Source organism: Pelagibacterium limicola (assembly GCF_015694405.1).
GTDB classification, from domain to species: domain Bacteria; phylum Pseudomonadota; class Alphaproteobacteria; order Rhizobiales; family Devosiaceae; genus Pelagibacterium; species Pelagibacterium limicola.
This window is the reverse complement of record NZ_JADQDB010000003.1, coordinates 454,288-473,282: the sequence shown is the minus strand read 5'-3', so window position 1 is coordinate 473,282 and position 18,995 is coordinate 454,288. Positions and strand designations below refer to the sequence as shown.

Sequence of the window (18,995 nt, the reverse complement as noted above, 5' to 3'; positions counted from 1 at the left end):
CGCCTCAGACGCCTCTTAATGAAAACTTCGCCCGCACGACGCCGTGGTCTGAAACCCCTTCGGCGAGTTTCAGCCCGTCGTCGTTGAGGTGGTCGTTGTAGATGTCGAGCCCGTCGAACTTCCAGATCCGCTTGCGGCTCTGGTCGTAGAGCTCCTGGCTGACGAGGATGTGGTCGAGCGAGCCATGCACCCGCTTGTGGATGTAGGTGTAATAGACGTCGCGCAGGGAGCGCAGCTGCTGGAGCGCCTGGCCTGAATAAAGCGCGGTATCGCTGCCGCCAGTCGAGAGCGGCTGGAGATAATTGGGCTGTTCGGTGAGGATTTCGAGCGTGTTCGAATCCTGTCCGTCGTTGAGATCGCCCAGCACCACCACCGGGGTGTCGCTGCGCTTGGTGAGGTCGGTGACCATCTGGCGCACCGCAAGCGCCTCGGCGGTGCGGCGGACGGTCGAGATGGCCGATCCGATGGCCGCGGCATGATCGCGGTAGAGCGCCGATTGTCCGCGATACCACGGTTCTCTGTCGATACGCGTCGGTGCCTTGGATTTGAAATGGCAGACAAGGACATGGATCGCCGGGCGCTCCTCATGCGGGCGAACGGTGAACTTGAGCACCGGGCGGGAGAACTTCGAGATGCCCACCGTCATCAAAGGCGTCTGGGGGTCGTCGCCCCGGCTTTCGAGCCTGAAGCTTTCGGGGAATTCGGTGATCCATTCGGGCGTGCCCTGCACCATTTCCGTCCGCACGGCGGCGGCGCAGGTGATGCGCTGGCCGAGCTGGTTGTCCGGCACCAGCAGGGTGTAATCGGTGCCCATCCCCGATTGCGCGAGTATCCTTTCGAGCGGCCCCTTGTGCCAGAGCTCCTGAAACCCGAAGACATCGGCCTTGGCCCGCGCTATCATCGCCGCCGACCACGCCACCTTCCGGCTCACATGCGCGGGCTCATGGCCGACGCTGTTGGTATACATCGGCAGGTTCGGCTCGTTGAGATTGAAGAGATTGAAACTCGTAAAAGAAACCGTCCGCGATTTCATGGTCATGCCCCCTCCCGGCGCGAGCGTCGAAAGATACGCCCCGTTTCCTGACTGGACAATGACGGGCGGTGGAAGCGGCTCATCGAGCGCTGGACTTGCGGTTATTGGGGCGAGACGAACATTGGCACCCGATCGATCATCTTCCTTGCCGACGCGCCGGGGCTCGAAGCCGTTTGCGGGATCACGGTCGAGGGCGAGGGAATCGTTCGCGGCCTCATTGCAATCGGTTTCGGGAGTGTAAACGCCCGACGGCCACCTGCCGTTCATCCTGCCTTAGTCGCGGCATGATCGGCCATTAATGAGGGCGGTCTAGACCTTTTCTCCGCTCCCCCCGATGCATTCTCGTGCATTTCGGGCCAGGAATAACAACTGACGATGATTCGACGCATTTTGCTTATTGGATCGGTAATTCTGATCCTCGTTATAGTAGCCGCATCGCTGGTGCCGGGCGGGTGGCGCCCCCATACGCCGTTGCACACCACTTTTGAGCATTTCGTGGCCTATGGGCTGGTCACGTTCTGGTTCACGATTGTGCTCGCCCGGCTGTCGGCGCGGGTGCTTGCAGCGGCCGGGCTGATCGGGTTGTCCGTGGCAATGGAAGTGGCGCAAGTGTTCATTCCCCAGCGCGGAGCGGCGCTGGTCGACATCTATTTCAGCGCAGCCGGTGTCGTGTCCGGGCTGTTGGCGGGCCTCCTTGTGATCGGCGTGTTCACGCTGGCGAAAAATCTGCTGGTACCGGCGAACGACGTATCCAGGTGACATTCCAATCGCCATTTCCGTCAGAAGCGGCTAATCAGTCGCGCCATGTCTCAGGAATTTGAAATTTTCCTCGTCGCGGTACCGGGGCTGGAGACCGCGCTTTGCGAGGAGGCGCGCGCGGCGGGCTTTGCCGGCGCGCGCGTGGTGTCCGGCGGGGTCGCGTTCGAGGGCGGCTGGCTTGACGCCATGCGGGCCAACCTCGTCCTGCGCGGGGCGAGCCGGGTGTTGGTGCGGATCGCTTCGTTCCGGGCGATGCACCTGGCGCAGCTCGACAAGCGGGCGCGCAAGCTGCCGTGGGGCGATGTCCTGCGCGCCGACGTTCCGGTGAGCGTCGAGGCGACATGCCGCAAATCGCGCATCTATCATGCGGGAGCGGCGGCACAGCGGATCGCGCGGGCAATCGGCGAGGAGCTTGGGGCGCCCGTCGGGGACGACGCGCCGGTAAAGGTCAAGGCGCGGATCGAGGACGATCTGTGTACGATCAGCATCGATACCTCCGGCGAGGGGCTGCATCGGCGCGGGCATAAGCAGGCGGTCAACAAGGCCCCGATGCGCGAGACGCTGGCCGCCCTGTTCCTGCGCCAATGCGGGTACAAGGGCGACGAGCCTGTCCTCGACCCCATGTGCGGATCGGGGACCTTCGTGATCGAGGCGGCGGAGATCGCCGCGGGGCTGCTACCGGGGCGGGATCGCGGCTTTGCCTTCGAGCACCTCAACCCGTTCGATGCGGACGCCTGGGCGGAGATGCGCCGCTCGCCGCAGATGAAATCACCGACCCAGCGGTTCCTGGGCAGCGACCGGGACGCCGGGGCGATCCGGATGAGCCGGGAAAATGCCGGGCGGGCAGGGGTCGTGGAGTTCTGCGCCTTCGAGCAGCGCCCGATCTCCGAAATCCAGGCACCAGAAGGCCCGCCCGGCCTCGTCATCATCAACCCGCCCTATGGCGCGCGGATCGGGGAGCGCCAGAAGCTCTTTCCGCTCTATCGCGAGATGGGCCAGGTCCTCATGAATCGCTTCCGCGGCTGGCGCGTGGGCCTGATCGCCGCCGACGCAACCCTGGCCAAGGCGACCGGCCTGCCATTCCTGCCGCCGGCAAAGCCGGTCGACAATGGCGGGATCAGTATCACGCTGTGGCGGACCGAAGCGTTATAACGCTTGCCGGAACTCCGGACGGTGATTTCTGCTCAAAACCCTTTCGACAAACCCATCGAAACGTCGTGACTGTCGTGGTCGTGGAGCGACACGTTAGAAAATTGCCGCGTGTATTGATAGGTGAGGGTCGGCGTGAAGCCGCCAATGTCGAATGAGCGGTGGGAGACCGTGGGGGCGGGCGTGAGTTGCCCACCTGCCGTGCCTTAATCGAAGGCCCAGGGGCGAAGTTCCTGCGACGCGGCGCCCTGTTGGGATGAGCCGTCGCCTTCCAAAGGAATCGGGTTCGCCTCGAAAACCAGCCATTTGCGCGCCGGGGTCATCAAGACCGCCACCGGATAGATTGTCGCCAATGCCGTCTCCGTCGTGGCTGGCCCGGCGAAATCCGCGACGAAGGTAAGCACGCCGCTCGTAAGTTCCCCGCGCTGCAGTTCGGCTTGGGTCACCGTTATGCACCCGATCATTTCCCGATCAATGGTAATGCCCTGAGAACTGGCCTGGCTCCACGAAATCGCCAGGGCCATGGCCTGAGGATAGCCCTCGCACCGCACGGCTTCGAACCCGGGCGTCTGGGCGAGAGCCGGGGCCAGAAGTGCAGCGGCAAAAAAGAGTGCGGCCAAGGGTTTGGCGACATCAGTCGCGGAGCGAGCGAACGACCGGTTCACGATGGATGACCTGGGGATAGGGGGAAGGTTTCCCTGCATCGGCCCCGATTGCTCGCCGCAGTGCCGATGGTGGCTCACGGTCGGGCGGCAATCATCCGCCGGCCAAGGCGAAGGCGCGGATGCCGCGATACCTTGCCCGGTATGGCCGACAGCAACGCTGCCGATCCGGAGAACGAACAGGTTGACGATGACGGTCAAGAACTTCATTGGGCCCCCCTTCAAGAAGCCGGCCGCCTGGCCGCGGTAGCCAGACGGCCGGTTCTAGCCCCCCGGCTAGAAGCGGAAGTTCACACCCGCACGGACGGTGTGAAATTGCAGGTCCTGATCAAGGCCACCCAAGGCAGGGAAATGGCGTCGACGGCGGCTGCCGCGACAGAAGGTCTCAAAAAGGTCATAACTATTGCCTCAACAGCAGTCGTTGATAAGGGTGCCCGGATAGTCGGACGCCAATTCGCCCGACTCGTTCGACATAAATACAAAACGTATTCAAATATTGCAATGGCCTGACTGCGACTTGCACTCATTCCATCGCTATGCAGATGGTATGAGTGCAAGTGGAGAGCGCCTGCGGCGCGCGCGTATGGATGCAGGGTTCCGCTCCGGCAGGGCCGCTGCCGAGGCGTTGGGCATCAGTACTGCCACTTATGCAGCCCATGAAAACGGCACGCGGCGCTTCGGCCCCGAAGAGGCGCGGCGCTATGCACGCTTTTTCCATGTCACGCCGGCCTGGCTGCTCGCCGTGGACGATCAGAAACCGGGCTATATGGCGGGTTTCAAAGAGGGGGATACGCCATCCCAGCCCCTCGCCGGCCCTGCCCCCACGGGTTCCAGCCGGCAAGCCCTGGTCGCCGAATACGACCTGGAAAAGCCGCTAATCCCAAAAGACGGTCGGAAAGCCGAGGCGCTGCTGCCGTTCCATCATACTGACAGCTGGGCGCTCCCTAAGGCGTATCTGATCCAGACCTTGAAGGCCGATCCGGAAAAGACCGTCATCGTGTCCGTTCTGGACGGGGACATGGCGCCGACCTTTTTGCCGGGGGACAAGGTGATCGTGGACCTCGGCCAGCGCCAGCCGCTTGAGGACGGTGCCTATCTTCTCGCCAAACCCGTGCGCATTGCGCGTCTCAAATTCACCGACAGGGAAAGCGGCGTCGTCCTTGTGGGCTACGACAATCCCAACCATGGGAGCGAGGCCGTGAGCATCGACAGGCTGACGATCCTGGGCCGGGTCTGCGCCATCATCGGCAGGCGATAGCCCCCTATAGCCGCCCCGCCTCGATAATCCGCTGCAGGAATTGCGCCGTCCGCTCGTTCTGCGGGGTTTTGAACATCGCTTTCGGATCGCCCCTCTCGAGGATGCGCCCGCCTTCAAGGAAGCAGACCGTGTCGGCGACGTCGCGGGCAAAGCCCATTTCGTGGGTGACGATGACCATCGTCATGCCGTCGTCCTTGAGCCTGCGGATGATGCGCAGAATTTCCCCGATCAGTTCGGGATCGAGCGCGGCGGTGATTTCATCGAGGAGGAGCACGTCCGGGTTGGTCGCCAGCGAACGGACGATGGCGACGCGCTGCTGCTGGCCGCCCGAAAGCTGCTCGGGATAGCTCAGGGCGTGGTCCCCCATGCCGAACATGGCCAGCAATTCGCGCGCCCTGGCTTCCGTCTCGGCGCGGGGGAGGCGGTGGACCTTGCGCGGCGCCAGCGTGACGTTGTCGAGCACCGTCATGTGCGGGAAGAGATTGTAGGACTGGAAGACGATGCCGACGCGCTTTTGCAAGCCCGTCGCACCAAAACTCTCGTCCTCGATGGACACGCCGTCGAGGCGGATGGCGCCGTGGTCGAAGTCCACGAGGCGGTTGATGCAGCGCAGGAGCGTGGACTTGCCCGAGCCCGAGGCGCCGATGAGGCAGACGACCTCGTGCAGTCCGACATTGAGGCTGACACCATCGAGCACCAGGGTCTCACCGTAATATTTGGTGAGGTTGTCAATTTCGATCCGGGGTGTCGTCATCCGGCCCTCTGCAGCCGCCGCTCACGGTCCTTGCGGGTGACATAATCGGCCAGCCGCGCCATCGGAATGGTCGCAAGCATGAACAGGGCCGCCGCAACGACGAGCGAGGAATAATTGAAGGTCTGGGCGGTGTAGATCTGCGCCTCGCGCACCGCGTCCCGCACCCCGATGACCGAAAGCAGCGCCACGTCCTTTTGCAGCGCGACGACGATGTTCATCAGCGCGGGCAGGACGTTGCGCAGCGCCTGCGGCAGAATGGCGTAGATCATGGTCTGCCACTCGCTCAGCCCGAGCGATTTGGCCGCTGCCCATTGGCCTTCGTGCACCGCTTCGATCCCCGAACGGTAGATCTCGGCGACATAGGCGGAATAGGAAAGGATCATCGCCACCGTGCCCCAGAACAGTCCGCTATTGGGCAGGCCGGGCAGGTTGAGCGCGGGAATGCCGAAGCCGAACAGCAGGACCAGCAGAAGGGCGGGTATGCCCCGGAAAATGTCGATATAGATCGTGACCAGCAGCCGGAACGGCGTGAACAGCGGCGCACGCAGCGAGCGCAGGACCGCGAGGACCAGCGCCCAGATGGCCATGCAGAAAAGCGCCGTCAGCCAGATGCGCAGGCTGATCCAGAAGCCCGAGAGCACGCGCGGGAAAGCCGCGATCATCGCGTCGAGGTTGAAGAACTGAAGCTGGACGCGCGGCCATTGCGGCGCCGAGGTGATCCACCACCCCAGAAGACCGAAGACGATGACGACGCTGGCAATGGAAATCGCGGTGGGCAGCACCGCCGCGCGCCATTCGTTGCGGCGTCGCGGCGGCGCGGGCGTGCGTACCGCCGCCCCATCGGGTGGAACGCCTCCAGGGGCGGCGGAAGGCATATCGGTCATTCAGTGATGACCGGCAGGTTGGGATCGGCGACGAGCCAGGTGTTCTTGAGGTCTTCGATCACACCGCGTTCCTTGAGCGCATCGAGCCCCTCATCGATCCATTCGGCCAGCGGATTGCCGAACTCGAACAAAAGGCCATGGCCGCGGTCGTTCTCGTCGGGCGGCAGCAGCGCGACGATTTCGGCGTCGGGCACCTGCACGGCGGTGAGGAACAACGCGGTGGGCAGAGCGACGACCGTTGCGTCGATCTGGTTGGCCTGCATGGCCTGGAAGACGCCGATCTGGTCGTCGTAAACGGCCGCATCCTCGATGCCCATCACCGATTCGAGGTAGGTGAAGTCGGTGGTCCCCACGGCAGCGCCCCAGCGGGCCTCCCGCAGGTCGGCAAAGCTCGTAGCGCCTTCGACCGGGCTGCCCGGCAGGGCGACGACCGCCTTGTCGGGCTGGAAGTAGACCTGGCTGAAGGTCACCACCTCGGCGCGGGCCTCGGTCACCGAAATCTGCTGGATGGCGAAGTCGTAGTTCTTGGCGCCCGGCGCGATCGACTGGTCGAACGTCTCGCGCACCCACACGACATCCTCGGGCGCAAATCCGAGCTCCTCGGCCAGCGCGTACACCAGCGCGTTCTCGAACCCTTCGCCGCCCTCGGGATTGTCGTCCATCATCCAGGGCGGATAGACCACGTCGCCGGTGGCGACGGTCAGCTTGCCGGGCGTATGAAGGCGCGGATCGTCGATCGTCCCTTCCTGCGCCGCCGCAGCCCCGCTTGCGAGCAGGACGCCCGCCGCGGCAAGTGCCGCGATGTGAGTGCACATGTTTGCCATCCCCGAAATTCTCCTTTGTGTTTCAGCTTTGAATTCAGCCGGAAGGCAGATTAGCCTTGCTGGAAATTTCGAGGCAAGAGGAGAAAAGAGTGACGATATTCATCGGGCTGCTGCGCGCGGTGAACGTCGGGGGCACGGGCAAGCTGCCGATGGAGGAACTCAAGGCCATGTGCCGGGACGCCGGTTTCATCGATCCGCAGACCTATATCGCCAGCGGCAACGTGGTGTTCGGCACCGAACTTGACCCAGCGGCGGCCAAGGCGGCGTTGGAAGTACGGCTGGAAGCCTATGCGGGCAAGAAGGTCGGCGTGATCGTGCGCACGCCGCGCGAAATGGCGGCGGTGCTGGACAACAACCCTTTCCCCGACGGCGCCCCTAACCGGGTGCTCACCATCTTCCTCGATACCCCGCCGCCGTCCGGTGCGCTGGACGACGTCAGCCACCAGACCGACGAAAGAGTCGCGCTTGGGACGCGCGAGATCTACGTCCACTATGGCGAGGGCATGGCTCGGTCCAAGCTTAGGATTCCGGCAGCGAAGGATGGAACCTCGCGCAACATGAATACGGTTGCCAGACTGGTGGAGATGGCGCGGCAGCGCGACTGACCGACATGCGATTTTCCCCTTGCGGGCGCCAATGGCAGGCGTAGGATCGCCCGACGGCCGCGGCTGTTTGGGGGGATTTCCGATGTTGCTTTCACGATTGGTGCGGGCCGGGGCGCTCGCGGCACTTTTGGCGTTGGGTCTGATTGGCGCGGCTATGGGACAGGTGCCGGAAGCCTGCGGGAGCTACCCGATGCAAAACCCGCGCCACACCTGCCTGTGCCCGGCCGATGCCACTCCGGGTCCGGTCTGGGGTTCGAACCCCTATACCGCCGACAGCGACATCTGCACGGCCGCCCGACATGCCGGCGTGATCGGTGCCGCCGGCGGCGTCGTTAATCTCGACCGCCGCCCGGGCCAGCGGGCCTACGAAGGAACGATGCAGAACGACGTCCAGACATCGGACTGGGCGGTCTATCATTCGAGCTACACATTCGTGAAAGTTCCAACCAGCGGCCCCGAATACTGCACCCCCTTGCCCCCCAAGGTGGAAATCATGACCTGCCGGTGCGACAGGAAAACCAGCGGACTGGTTTGGGGATCGGGTCCCTATGCGGCCATCAGCGATGTATGCGCGGCAGCGACCCATGCCGGCGTCGTCACCGGCGATGAACAACTCGTGACGGTGATCGCGGTGAGGGGGCTGGACCGCTACACCGGTTCGACCCGCAACAACGTTCTGACCCTCGACTCGGACGGCTTCAATGCGAGTTTCATTTTCGACGGGAATTGAGGGGAGGGCTTCTCGGTCGGGGGAATTTAAGTAGTCAGCAAATTTATGTTGATTGTCGGGCATTCTCGCGGGAGAGTACCTCGATTATCCTTGTCGGCAACTGGGGGAGCGGCATGGAACTTCCGGCTATTTTAGCGCGCGGTGAACGATCAAGACTATTTCCTGTACTTGCGGAGAATTCTAAAGAAGGACGGACCCTATCGATTTTCCTGTCATGCTTGGAAAACATCGAGGAATTCCGGGCTGCAATGTTCACTTCGATCGGGCAACGGATCGGAGCACGCACGAAAATCGAAACGTACACCGAAGTCGTTCTGAAAAAGAGCGGCGACAAGCAATCGAGACCGGACGGGCTGATTATCCTGAAAGGGAGTTCTGCCCAATGGACGGCCCTGGTGGAGGCTAAAGTCGGTAACTCCGAACTGACAAACGATCAGGTGGAGTCCTATACCGATATCGCAAAGCAAAATGGTGTCGATGCCCTGATCACGCTTTCCAATCAATTTGCGGCGCTCCCAACCCATCATCCGTTGGTGATGTCCAATTCGACGCGCAGGAAATGTGCGATATTCCACTGGTCGTGGATGTTTGTCCTGACTCAAGCAACGTTGTTGTTCAACAACGGACAGGTAACGGATGCCGACCAGCGGATTATTCTCCATGAACTCATCCGCTTCCTCTCCCACCCGAGTGCGGGAGTTCGCGGTTTCGATCAAATGCCGTCGGGCTGGACTGACTTGGTTTCAAATGTTCAGGCAGGTGGCCGCATTGTTGGTAATGCGCCGGAAACAAAGGAAATTGTGGGCGCTTGGCATCAGGAAGTGCGAGACCTCAGCCTCATCCTGAGCAGGCAATTGGGCCACGAGGTATCGACCAAAATTTCTCGTGCCCATGCGGCCGATCCTGCTGCTCGTCTGAAGGACACAATTAGCGACCTCGTAAACGAGGAATGTCTCAGGGCGACCTTTATTGTACCCGATGCGGCGGCTCCTATTGAGGTCGTTGCGGATATCAAGAAAAGGTGCATCACCGTTTCGATGTCCCTCAAGGCGCCGGGGGACAGGCGCGGGACCAAGGCGAGAGTGAGCTGGCTTTTGCGCCAGCTTCAAAAAAGCACACCCGCCAATTTGCATGTCAGGCTCTTTTGGCCAGGACGTGCAGCCCACAGCCAATATACGCTGAGCGCTCTTAGAGATAATCCCGACCTCGCGGCAAACGACCGGGCAAACCAGGTAGTGCTTTCGTTTGAAACACTGATGGTCAAGGACCTCGGAGCGAAGTTTTCGCAGCGCAAGAATTTTATCACGGAACTCGAAGCGACAGTTCCTGAATTTTACGAACAGGTTGGACAATATCTCAGAGGATGGGTGGCATCGGCACCGCGGCTTAGGAAGAACGTGGCGAGCCTGAAGCTGTTTCGACCGAAGCCATCAGCAAGGAAGCAGAGCGAGCAGCACTTGATCGCATAAGCGAGGGATAGGCACCCCTATTTCCCTTGACCGCGCGGGGCAAATCCGATTTCCCTCACGGCGATTTGCCAATATTGGTTTTGCCATGCGCGGACGCCTTTCGATCTTTTTGACTTCCCGGCGCTGGGAGCAGTTCATCATTACCGTGATCGTCGTCAACGCGATCACCCTGGGGCTGGAAACGGTTCCCGAGGTGGTGGCGGTCATGGGGCGGTTGCTCGAAGTGCTGGACCGGGTGATCCTGGGCATCTTCGTCATCGAAATCGCCTTGCGGCTCTATACCTTCGGGTGGCGGTTCTTCCGCGATCCCTGGTCGATCTTCGACTTCACCATCGTCGCCATCGCCCTGATCCCGGCGACGGGGCCGTTCACCGTGCTTCGGGCATTGCGCATCCTGCGCGTGTTGCGGCTGATTTCGGTCGTGCCGTCACTGCGCAAGGTGGTCGGCGGGCTGATCAATGCCCTGCCGGGTCTGGCCTCGATCATCGTTCTGCTGTTGCTGGTCTTTTACGTGTTTGCCGTGATGGCGACCAAGCTGTTCGGCGCGAGCTTCCCCGACTGGTTCGGCTCGATCGGAGCATCGTTCTATTCGCTGTTCCAGATCATGACGCTCGAAAGCTGGTCGATGGGCATCGTCCGGCCGGTGATGGAGGTCTATCCCTGGGCGTGGATGTTCTTTGTGCCGTTCATCGCCTGCACGGCCTTTACGGTGCTCAACCTTTTCATCGGTGTCATCGTCTCGGCCATGCAGGAAGAGCACGAATCCATCGTCGAGGCCGACCGGCAGGCGCTGCAATCGGAGACCGAACTGGTGCTGGCCGAAGTGCGGGCCCTGCGCGCCGAAGTGGCCGAACTGCGCGAGGAGTCGAGGGCGAGGGGCTGAGCCTGCTGGCTCCTTGCGGGATCTGGCAATCCGTCCCTTTGCTTCCCTTTCCGTAATCACCCGGCTTGTCCGGGTGATCCCGAACGATGGTTGCGCCACGCTCTGGGCTGAGTGTGCATCCCGCGCGCTGGACAGCGCGCTGCTGGATCACCCGGTCGAGCCGGGTGATGACAGAGGAAGGGAGACTGGTACGTCAAACGGCCAAATCCTCTATGCCACTGGTGCGAGGTTTCCTTCTGTCCACCAAGGCAGTATCAACGACCGATAGCCCTCAATATCCGGTCGCACCATGCAGGACACCATCCGCCGCATACTCTCGTCGAGCGTCTACGACGTTGCCGTCGAAACCCCGCTCGAAAGAATGGGGCCACTCTCGGACCGGCTGGGGCGGGCGGTGCTGCTCAAGCGCGAGGACCTGCAGCCGGTGTTCTCGTTCAAGCTTCGTGGGGCCTACAACAAGCTCGCGACGCTTAACGCCGACGAGAAAGCGCGCGGGGTGATCTGTGCTTCGGCCGGCAATCATGCGCAGGGGCTCGCCTATTCGGCGACCCGCATGGGCGTGCGGGCAGTCATCGTCATGCCGCGCACCACGCCCTCGATCAAGGTCGAGGCGGTGCGGCGGCTGGGCGGCGAGGTGGTCATCTTCGGAGATGCCTTCGACGATGCTCGCGAACACGCGCTGGCCCTATGCGAAAAGGAAAACCTCGTCTTCGTCCACCCTTACGACGATCCCGAGGTGATCGCCGGGCAGGGGACGATCGGCGTCGAGATTCTCCGCCAGCATTCCGGGCCGCTGGCGGCGATATACGTGCCGGTCGGCGGTGGGGGTCTGGCGGCGGGTATTGCCACTTTCGTCAAGTTCCTGCGGCCCGATGTGCGGGTGTTCGGGGTTGAACCCGAGGATGCAGCCTCGATGAAGGCGGCGCTGGACGCTGGAAAACCGGTTCCGCTGAGGGAAGTCGGCATCTTTGCCGATGGCGTTGCGGTGCGGCAGGCCGGGGAGGAAACCTTCCGGCTGTGCAGCCAGTATCTCGATGGCATCGTCACGGTCTCGACCGACGAGATATGCGCCGCGATCAAGGACATTTTCGACCATACCCGCGCCATTGCCGAACCTGCGGGCGCGGTGGCACTGGCCGGGCTGCGCAAGCACGCCCCGAGCCTCGACCTGCCCGGCGCTGTCGCGGCTATCCTTTCAGGCGCCAACATCAATTTCGACCGGCTCAGGCACGTGGCCGAACGCGCCGAGATCGGCGAGCGGGCCGAGGCGCTTTTGGCCGTGACGATCCCCGAAAAACCCGGCGCCTACCGCGCCTTCATCCGACTCTTGGGCGACAGGGCCATCACCGAGTTCAACTACCGCTTCGCGCCCGGCGCCAGCGCGCAGATTTTTGTTGGCGTACAACTGAAGGGCGGCCAGGCCGAAAAGCTCTCGATCATCGAGACGCTGCGCGACGCAGGCCATCGCGTGCTCGACATGACCGACAACGAGGTCGCCAAGCTCCATATCCGCTATATGGTCGGCGGGCGCGTCGAGGGATTGAGGGACGAATTGCTCTATCGCTTCGAGTTCCCCGAACGGCCCGGCGCGCTGCTCAAATTCCTCGAAGGCCTGCGCGCGGACTGGAACATCTCGCTGTTCCACTATCGCAATCATGGCTCCGACTATGGCCGCGTGCTCGCCGGAATCCAGGTGCCGCCCGGCGAGCGGGAGATGTTCGAAGCCTATCTCGACAAGTTGGGCTACGCCCATTGGGACGAAACGGAAAATCCGGCCTATGGGATGTTTCTGGCCCCGCCTGCATGAAATTCAATGGGTTGGCGCGAGGGAAAAGCCGCTCTAACATCCCCTCGGGACGCGTCATCTTCTCAAGGAGGATATCATGCTATCTTCACCAAAGCGGGTGATGCTGCTGGCGGGGGCGATGATGCTCGCGCCGCTTGCTGTGGCGCAGGAAGCGCCGCAGCCTGAGGATACGACCGCCATTGCCGAGCGCAGGTCGGTCACGGCGCAGGACTTCATGGTCGCAAGCGCCCACCCGCTGGCGACGGAGGCCGGCTATGCGGTGCTCGAGGCCGGCGGGACGGCCGCCGATGCCGCCGTGGCGGTGCAGGTCATGCTCGGGCTCGTCGAGCCGCAAAGCTCGGGCCTCGGCGGCGGGGCGTTCCTCCTCTATTGGGACGCAGAAACCGGCACGCTCACGAGCTACGACGCCCGTGAAAAGGCGCCGCTCGCGGCGGACGAAACCTACTGGCTTGGCGAGGATGGCGAGCCGTTGGCGTTCATGGATGCCGTTATCGGCGGCCGGTCTGCCGGCGTGCCCGGCACGCCCAAGCTGCTCGAAGTGCTGCATCAGGACCACGGCAGTCTCGACTGGGCCGATCTTCTGCAACCGGCCGTCGAGACGGCGGAAAACGGCTTCACCGTGACCCAGCGTCTGGCCGGTGCGGTCGCGGGAGCGCAGGGGCTCGATACCTTCGTGACCACGGCGGACTACTTCCTGCCGGGCGGGACGCCGATTGCCGAGGGCGAGACGCTGACCAACCCCGATTATGCGGAAACACTGCGCCTGTTCGCCGCCGAGGGCGCTGCGCCGTTCTATACCGGGGAGATCGCCGAGGACATCGTTGCCGCGCTCGCGACCAACATCAATCCGGGCATGCTGACGATGGAGGACTTCGCCGCCTATGAGGTGGTGACGCGCGAGCCGGTCTGCTTCATGTACCGGACTTACGAAGTATGCGGCATGGGGCCGCCGAGTTCGGGCGCCCTGACGGTCGGGCAGATCATGGGCTTTCTCGAGCAGTTCGATGTCGCGGAGATGGGCGAGGGCGTCCAGTTCCGGCATCTCTTTGCGGAAGCCTCGCGGCTGGCTTTCGCGGATCGAGGGCTCTATATCGCCGACAGCGATTTCGTGGACGTGCCCGAGGGGCTGCTTGACCGCGATTATCTCGCCGAACGCGCCAGCCTCATCGATCTCGAAACCTCGATGGGCGTCGCCGCCCCAGGCACACCGCCGGGCTGGGATCAGGCGCTGGCATCCGATAGCGAACGCCCGCGTGCGGGGACTTCGCATTTCGTCATCGTCGACGGCGAGGGCAACATGGTTTCGGCCACGACCACCATCGAGAGCGGGTTCGGCAACCGGGTCATGACGCGCGGCTTCCTGCTCAACAACGAGCTGACCGACTTCTCCTTTGCCGCCGAGGCCAACGGCGCGCCTGTGGCCAATCGCGTCGAACCGGGCAAGCGCCCGCGTTCGTCCATGTCGCCCACCATCGTCTTCGAGGGCGGCGAACCGGTGCTCCTGACCGGAAGCCCCGGCGGGGCGGCGATCATCCACTATACCGCGCTCTCGCTCGTCTCGATCCTCGATTGGGAGATGGACCCCCAGGACGCCATCGACCTGCGGCACGTCACCAATCTCAACGGGCGGACCAATATCGAGGAAGGCGAGGGGGCCGAGGAACTTGCCGCGGCCCTAGAAGCGCTCGGGCACGAGGTCGCCATGGTCAACCTCAACTCGGGCCTGCACGTCATCAGGATCACCGATGAAGGGCTGATCGGTGCCGCCGACAAGCGGCGCGAAGGCGTCGTGATGGGGCGCTGACACAACTGGGTGCGGCCGTCAGCGGCCGCACCTTCAAGGCCGAGACCGGGCGTCTCGACCCGCTACCACCCGCAGGCCTCGCGCACCGGCACCAGCGCCTGCTCGATCCCCTCGAGCTGGAAGCTGACGGTGGCAGAGCGCTGGCCCTGGGGCTGCGCGCGGACCAAGAGGCGCTGGGCCTGCAAGAGCTGGTCGAGGAAATTCATCGCGTCGTTGGTTGAGAAAAACCCGAGCGCTGTGCGGTCGGCGCTCAGTTGCAGCGACTGGCTGCGTCCGGGCAGCCGGTCGAACTGGATAGTGAGAATGCCGCTGTTCGAGGTCGGCGTGCCAAGCGGATATCCCGCAAAGCCGAACTGCACAACGGTCGTGCCGTCGAGGCACATGATCGTCATGCGCGCCGGCGCGCGGCCACGGGGCAGGGCGGGGATAAGCTGCTCGGACTGCAGGGTAGCGAAGGGCCGCTCGGTCCCCTCGATCTGTGAAACCTCGACACCGCTGGCCCACATGCCCTGTTGAGGCGTGTCCTCCTCGCCCTCGCCTGTGAATTCGTCGGAGCGGAACAGGCTGTCATAACAGGCTAGCCGCTCGGTGGCCGGGCCGATGAGCGCACACCGCTCGGGCGAAGTCTGTTGCGCGCCTGCAGGCGCAACCGCCAGAAGGCCCGCGATCGCGACCGCCGACGCCAGCCAGTGCTTGCTCATTATGCTGTTTCTCCCCGGTTTCGGTTCGGCCCAATGTGGTGGGATGAACTCGCCAAGTCCATATCTTTTCACACGAATGTTTGCCAGACGCCGGAAACGGTTGGCGTCGGGCCATGTTGTCCCTACATGTTGCTCTGCACGTTTTTGAGAAGGACCCGCCCATGCCCACCCATCCCGCATTCGACCTTATAGCAGAAGAACAGATTCCCGAGGTCAATGCGTTGGCGCGGCACTACCGGCATAAAAAGACCGGGGCCGAGGTTCTTTCGCTCATCAATGACGATGAGAACAAGGTGTTCGGGGTTTCCTTTGCGACCCCGCCCGAGGACTCGACCGGCATTGCGCATATCCTCGAGCATTCGGTGCTGTGCGGATCGGAAAAATTCCCGGTCAAGAAGCCCTTCGTGGAAATGCTCAAGGGCTCGCTCCACACCTTCCTCAACGCGATGACCTTTCCCGACAAGACCGTCTATCCGGTCGCAAGCACCAATCTTGCGGACTTTTACAACCTCACCGAAGTCTATCTCGACGCGGTATTCTTTCCGCTGATCTCCAGGGAAACCTTCCTCCAGGAAGGCTGGCACTTTGAACTCGAAAGCACCGATGCGCCCTTGATCTACAAGGGCGTGGTGTTCAACGAGATGAAGGGCGCATATTCCTCACCTGACACGGTGTTCCGTGTGACAGCGCAATCGTCCCTGTTTCCTGACACGACCTATGGCCTGTCGTCGGGTGGTGATCCGAAGGTGATGCCGGACCTCTCCTACGAGCAGTTCAAGGCCTTCCATGAGCGCTATTATCACCCTTCCAATGCCCAGATCATTTTCTACGGCGACGACGATCCGGCAAAGCGGCTCGATCTGCTGGACGCAACGCTCTCGCGGTTCGAGAAGACCGGACGTGCGCCGGTGGTGCCGCTCCAGAAACGCTTCGACACGCCCATCCGCATCGAGGCGACCTATCCGGCCGATGAAGATAATCCGCGCAACGCCTTCGTCTCGGTCAACTGGATGTTCGACCCTGCCGAGGACATCGAGGAGCATCTGGCGCGCAACGTCATGGCGCTGGCGCTGTTCGGGACCCAGGCCGCGCCGCTCTACAAGAAGCTGACCGATTCCGGTCTCGGCGAGGCCGTGATGGCCAATCTCAACGACATGTACCGCCAACCGTGGTTCTACGCCGGGATGCGCGGGGTGGACCCCAAGGATGCCGACAAGCTCGAAGCCCTCATTCTCGAAGGGCTCGAGGAACTGGCTGCCAATGGCATTGACAAGGCGACGGTGGAGGCGACCGTCAACACCTACGAGTTCCAGCTTCGCGAGAACAATTTCGGCGGCTATCCGCGCGGGATCATCTTTTTCTTCGGCGCGCTCAACAAGTGGCTCTATGGCGGCAATCCGCTCGACGGATTGAAATATGAATCAGCACTTGAACGCCTTAAAGCGCGGCTTGAGTCCGGTGAATCGGTTCTCGAGAACTTGATACGTAAGTTGTTGATTCAAAACGGACATCGCTCGCGGGTGGTGGTCAGGGCCGACAAGGCACAGGCCGAACGCGAAGCGGCGGCGGAACGGACGAGGCTCGACGGCGTCCGCGCAGCGATGAACGACAATGATGTCGCCGAGACCATCGAAACCACGCGCAAGCTCAAGGCGCTGCAGAACGCGCCCGACAAGCCCGAGGACCTCGCAAAGATCCCGACCCTGACGCTTGCCGACCTGCCGCGCGAGAGCATGAAGATCCCGAGCGAGGAGCGGGACGTTGCGGGCGTGCGCACACTGTTCCATGACCTGCCGACCAATGGCATCGTCTATTTCGACCTCGGCTTCGACCTCAAGACACTGCCGCGCCAATATGTCCCCTACCTGCCGATCTTCACCCAGGCGCTTTCCCAGACCGGGACCAGCAAGGAAGATTTCGTCTCGCTCTCGCAGAGGATCGGTCGCTCGACGGGCGGGATCAACGCCAGTCGCGTGATTTCGGCAATGCGCGACGCCGACGAGGCGGCGGCCTATGTCCTGTTGCGCGGCAAGGCCACGGCGGACAAGACGTCCGAACTGCTAGCGATATTGACCGACACCCTGACCGATGCCCGGCTCGACAACCGCGAACGCGTCCGCCAGATGGTCGCGCAGAACAAGGCGCACAAAGAGGCGGGGCTGGTCCCATCGGGACACCAGATGGTGTTCTCGTGGCTGCGCGCCTCGCTGCACGAGGCCGATTGGGCCAATGAGCAATGCACGGGCGTTTCGCAGCTGTTTTTCCTGCGTGAACTGGCCAGGCGGATCGAGGACGACTGGGGGGGTGTCGAGGCGGATCTTTTCGCCATGCGCGATCACCTGATCAATGCCGGCGCGGCGGTGTTCAACGTCACGACGGATGCGGAAACCTTCAGGCGCTTTGAAAGGGAGTTGGCCGGATTTGCCGGCACGCTGCCGCGCAAGAGCTTTGTACGCCAGGACTGGTCGCCGCTGCCGGCGCCCGGCAATGAGGGGCTGACGATCCCGGCTCAGGTCAACTACGTCGCCAAGGGCGTGAACCTCAAGAAACTGGGGCACACGCCCAGCGCGGCGCTTTCGGTGGTGACCAAATATCTCGGCACGGCCTATCTCTGGGACAAGGTGCGCGTCGAGGGCGGGGCCTATGGCGGGTTCGCGGGCTACAATCCGCTGGCCGATACCTATGCCTTCGGCTCGTATCGCGACCCCAACCTTCTCGCCACGCTCGATATCTACGATGCTGCGCCGGACTTCCTGCGCAAGGGCGTCTCGGAAAGTGACATCGTGCGTTCGATCATCGGGACGATTGGCGACCTCGACCCGTACCTGCTGCCCGACGCCAAGGGCTATACCGCGCTGGTGCGCGATCTGACAGGGGTCGACGAGGACTACCGCCAGGCGCGGCGCGAGCAGGTGCTGGGGACGACGGCGAAGGATTTCGCCGAGGCCGCCGATCTGCTTTCGGACGTCGCGCGCAACGGACATGTGGTCGTGATGGGCTCGGAAACCGCGCTCACCGCGGCCAACAGGGAGCGCAACAATTTCCTCAAGCTGACAAAGGTGCTTTAGGGGGCAGTGGCGGGATAACCCGACCAGACATACCGAACTTATCCTCGCGTCACGCTGGTCCGCTATAGTCCTGCTATCGTGAGATTACTGTGTTCGAAGGGCACCCCGGCAACGGCGGTGCCCTTTTCCATGGAGGACGAAGCATGGGCAGAGCGGAGCCGGATTGGGATGCAATCCGCATCGAATATGAGGACGGTGTAACGCCGGTGTCCGAACTGGTCGAAAAGTACGGGATTACGACCCGCCTTTTGCGGCTGCGGCGGATCGCCGAGGGCTGGCAGCTGCGGCATACGCAGCGCTCCGGCGCCGGACACGAGGCGCTGATCGGCCAGCTGTTCGGTCTCTTCGAGACCCAGCTCGGACAGATGAGCGACATCGCCGACGAGGACCGCGCGCCCGAAGTGCAGGCGCTCGGGCATATGGCGCGCACGCTCGAAAAGCTGATCGAACTCGATCTGGCATGCAAATCGGCCAAGCGCAGGAAGCCCTCTCCGGTCCAGCTCGAGGAGATGCGCAAGAAGCTCTCGCGGCGGATATACGAGATGGAGAAACAGACTGCCTGATCCGGACAACCACCCGCTGGTCGCCGCCCTCGACGATGAGGC

The 18,995-nt window shown here is 62.8% G+C and carries 17 protein-coding genes and 1 pseudogene; 11 read left to right on the top strand and 7 right to left on the bottom strand.

Annotated features, from left to right (window positions below; translation table 11 throughout):
- Window positions 1–4 precede the first annotated feature (4 nt).
- Entirely contained in the window at window positions 5–1,300 is a 1,296-nt protein-coding gene (locus tag I2G20_RS08415) for an endonuclease/exonuclease/phosphatase family protein (RefSeq protein WP_246472941.1), read from the bottom strand.
- A 108-nt stretch (window positions 1,301–1,408) separates the two neighbouring features.
- Here I2G20_RS08415 and I2G20_RS08410 point away from each other — a divergent pair, with 108 nt between their 5' ends.
- Both I2G20_RS08410 and I2G20_RS08405 read left to right on the top strand, forming a co-directional pair.
- Window positions 1,409–1,792, top strand: a complete 384-nt coding sequence (locus tag I2G20_RS08410; protein WP_196259239.1) for a VanZ family protein — start codon at window positions 1,409–1,411, stop codon at window positions 1,790–1,792.
- A 45-nt stretch (window positions 1,793–1,837) separates the two neighbouring features.
- Entirely contained in the window at window positions 1,838–2,944 is a 1,107-nt protein-coding gene (locus tag I2G20_RS08405; protein ID WP_196259238.1) for a THUMP domain-containing class I SAM-dependent RNA methyltransferase, read from the top strand.
- Between the two features lie 32 nt (window positions 2,945–2,976).
- On the opposite strand, the pseudogene I2G20_RS17525 reads toward I2G20_RS08405, so the two are convergent.
- Together I2G20_RS17525 and I2G20_RS08395 are read right to left on the bottom strand one after the other, a co-directional pair.
- Window positions 2,977–3,102 (bottom strand): annotated as a pseudogene (locus I2G20_RS17525) (surface lipoprotein assembly modifier); the annotation flags it as partial.
- 45 nt (window positions 3,103–3,147) lie between these two features.
- Window positions 3,148–3,813, bottom strand: coding sequence for a hypothetical protein (locus I2G20_RS08395; RefSeq protein ID WP_196259237.1), 666 nt, complete (start codon window positions 3,811–3,813; stop codon window positions 3,148–3,150).
- A gap of 337 nt (window positions 3,814–4,150) precedes the next feature.
- On the opposite strand from I2G20_RS08395, the gene I2G20_RS08390 reads away from it, so the two are divergent.
- Entirely contained in the window at window positions 4,151–4,861 is a 711-nt protein-coding gene (locus I2G20_RS08390) for a LexA family transcriptional regulator (protein WP_196259236.1), read from the top strand.
- Between the two features lie 4 nt (window positions 4,862–4,865).
- Here the strand turns inward: I2G20_RS08390 and I2G20_RS08385 are convergent, their stop codons facing one another.
- From I2G20_RS08385 to I2G20_RS08375, 3 genes are read right to left on the bottom strand one after another with little or no spacing between them, the layout of a single operon-like run.
- Window positions 4,866–5,615: an amino acid ABC transporter ATP-binding protein gene (locus I2G20_RS08385; protein WP_196259235.1), complete on the bottom strand. Its 750-nt coding sequence runs from the start codon at window positions 5,613–5,615 to the stop codon at window positions 4,866–4,868.
- The gene (locus tag I2G20_RS08380) at window positions 5,612–6,499 is read right to left on the bottom strand and encodes an amino acid ABC transporter permease (protein ID WP_196259234.1); all 888 of its coding nucleotides are present in this window, start codon (window positions 6,497–6,499) and stop codon (window positions 5,612–5,614) included. The genes I2G20_RS08385 and I2G20_RS08380 overlap by 4 nt, the downstream gene beginning before the upstream one ends.
- Window positions 6,496–7,323, bottom strand: a complete 828-nt coding sequence (locus I2G20_RS08375) for an ABC transporter substrate-binding protein (RefSeq protein ID WP_196259233.1) — start codon at window positions 7,321–7,323, stop codon at window positions 6,496–6,498. The genes I2G20_RS08380 and I2G20_RS08375 overlap by 4 nt, the downstream gene beginning before the upstream one ends.
- An 89-nt stretch (window positions 7,324–7,412) precedes the next feature.
- Between I2G20_RS08375 and I2G20_RS08370 the strand changes: the two genes are divergently transcribed.
- The 6 genes from I2G20_RS08370 (at window position 7,413) to ggt (ending at window position 14,621) form a co-directional block, all read left to right on the top strand.
- Window positions 7,413–7,928 carry a DUF1697 domain-containing protein gene (locus tag I2G20_RS08370; protein WP_196259232.1) on the top strand — a complete coding sequence of 172 codons (516 nt, stop codon included), beginning with the start codon at window positions 7,413–7,415 and terminating at the stop codon, window positions 7,926–7,928.
- An 82-nt stretch (window positions 7,929–8,010) separates the two neighbouring features.
- A complete protein-coding gene (locus I2G20_RS08365) occupies window positions 8,011–8,658 on the top strand; it encodes an LCCL domain-containing protein (RefSeq protein ID WP_196259231.1) in 648 nt (215 codons plus the stop codon).
- Between the two features lie 113 nt (window positions 8,659–8,771).
- Window positions 8,772–10,127 carry a hypothetical protein gene (locus I2G20_RS08360; protein ID WP_196259230.1) on the top strand — a complete coding sequence of 452 codons (1,356 nt, stop codon included), beginning with the start codon at window positions 8,772–8,774 and terminating at the stop codon, window positions 10,125–10,127.
- An 85-nt stretch (window positions 10,128–10,212) separates the two neighbouring features.
- The gene (locus I2G20_RS08355) at window positions 10,213–11,010 is read left to right on the top strand and encodes an ion transporter (RefSeq protein ID WP_196259229.1); all 798 of its coding nucleotides are present in this window, start codon (window positions 10,213–10,215) and stop codon (window positions 11,008–11,010) included.
- A 289-nt stretch (window positions 11,011–11,299) separates the two neighbouring features.
- Entirely contained in the window at window positions 11,300–12,817 is a 1,518-nt protein-coding gene (gene ilvA / locus I2G20_RS08350; RefSeq protein WP_196259228.1) for a threonine ammonia-lyase, biosynthetic, read from the top strand.
- A 76-nt stretch (window positions 12,818–12,893) separates the two neighbouring features.
- Window positions 12,894–14,621: a gamma-glutamyltransferase gene (gene ggt / locus I2G20_RS08345; RefSeq protein ID WP_196259227.1), complete on the top strand. Its 1,728-nt coding sequence runs from the start codon at window positions 12,894–12,896 to the stop codon at window positions 14,619–14,621.
- Between the two features lie 62 nt (window positions 14,622–14,683).
- On the opposite strand, the gene I2G20_RS08340 is transcribed toward ggt, so the two are convergent.
- A complete protein-coding gene (locus tag I2G20_RS08340) occupies window positions 14,684–15,322 on the bottom strand; it encodes a type VI secretion system-associated protein TagO (protein ID WP_196259226.1) in 639 nt (212 codons plus the stop codon).
- 161 nt (window positions 15,323–15,483) lie between these two features.
- Between I2G20_RS08340 and I2G20_RS08335 the strand changes: the two genes are divergently transcribed.
- Together I2G20_RS08335 and I2G20_RS08330 are read left to right on the top strand one after the other, a co-directional pair.
- On the top strand, window positions 15,484–18,390 hold the full coding sequence (locus I2G20_RS08335) for an insulinase family protein (protein ID WP_196259225.1): 2,907 nt from the start codon (window positions 15,484–15,486) through the stop codon (window positions 18,388–18,390).
- 143 nt (window positions 18,391–18,533) lie between these two features.
- Window positions 18,534–18,953, top strand: coding sequence for a hypothetical protein (locus I2G20_RS08330; RefSeq protein WP_196259224.1), 420 nt, complete (start codon window positions 18,534–18,536; stop codon window positions 18,951–18,953).
- The last annotated feature ends 42 nt before the right edge of the window (window positions 18,954–18,995 follow it).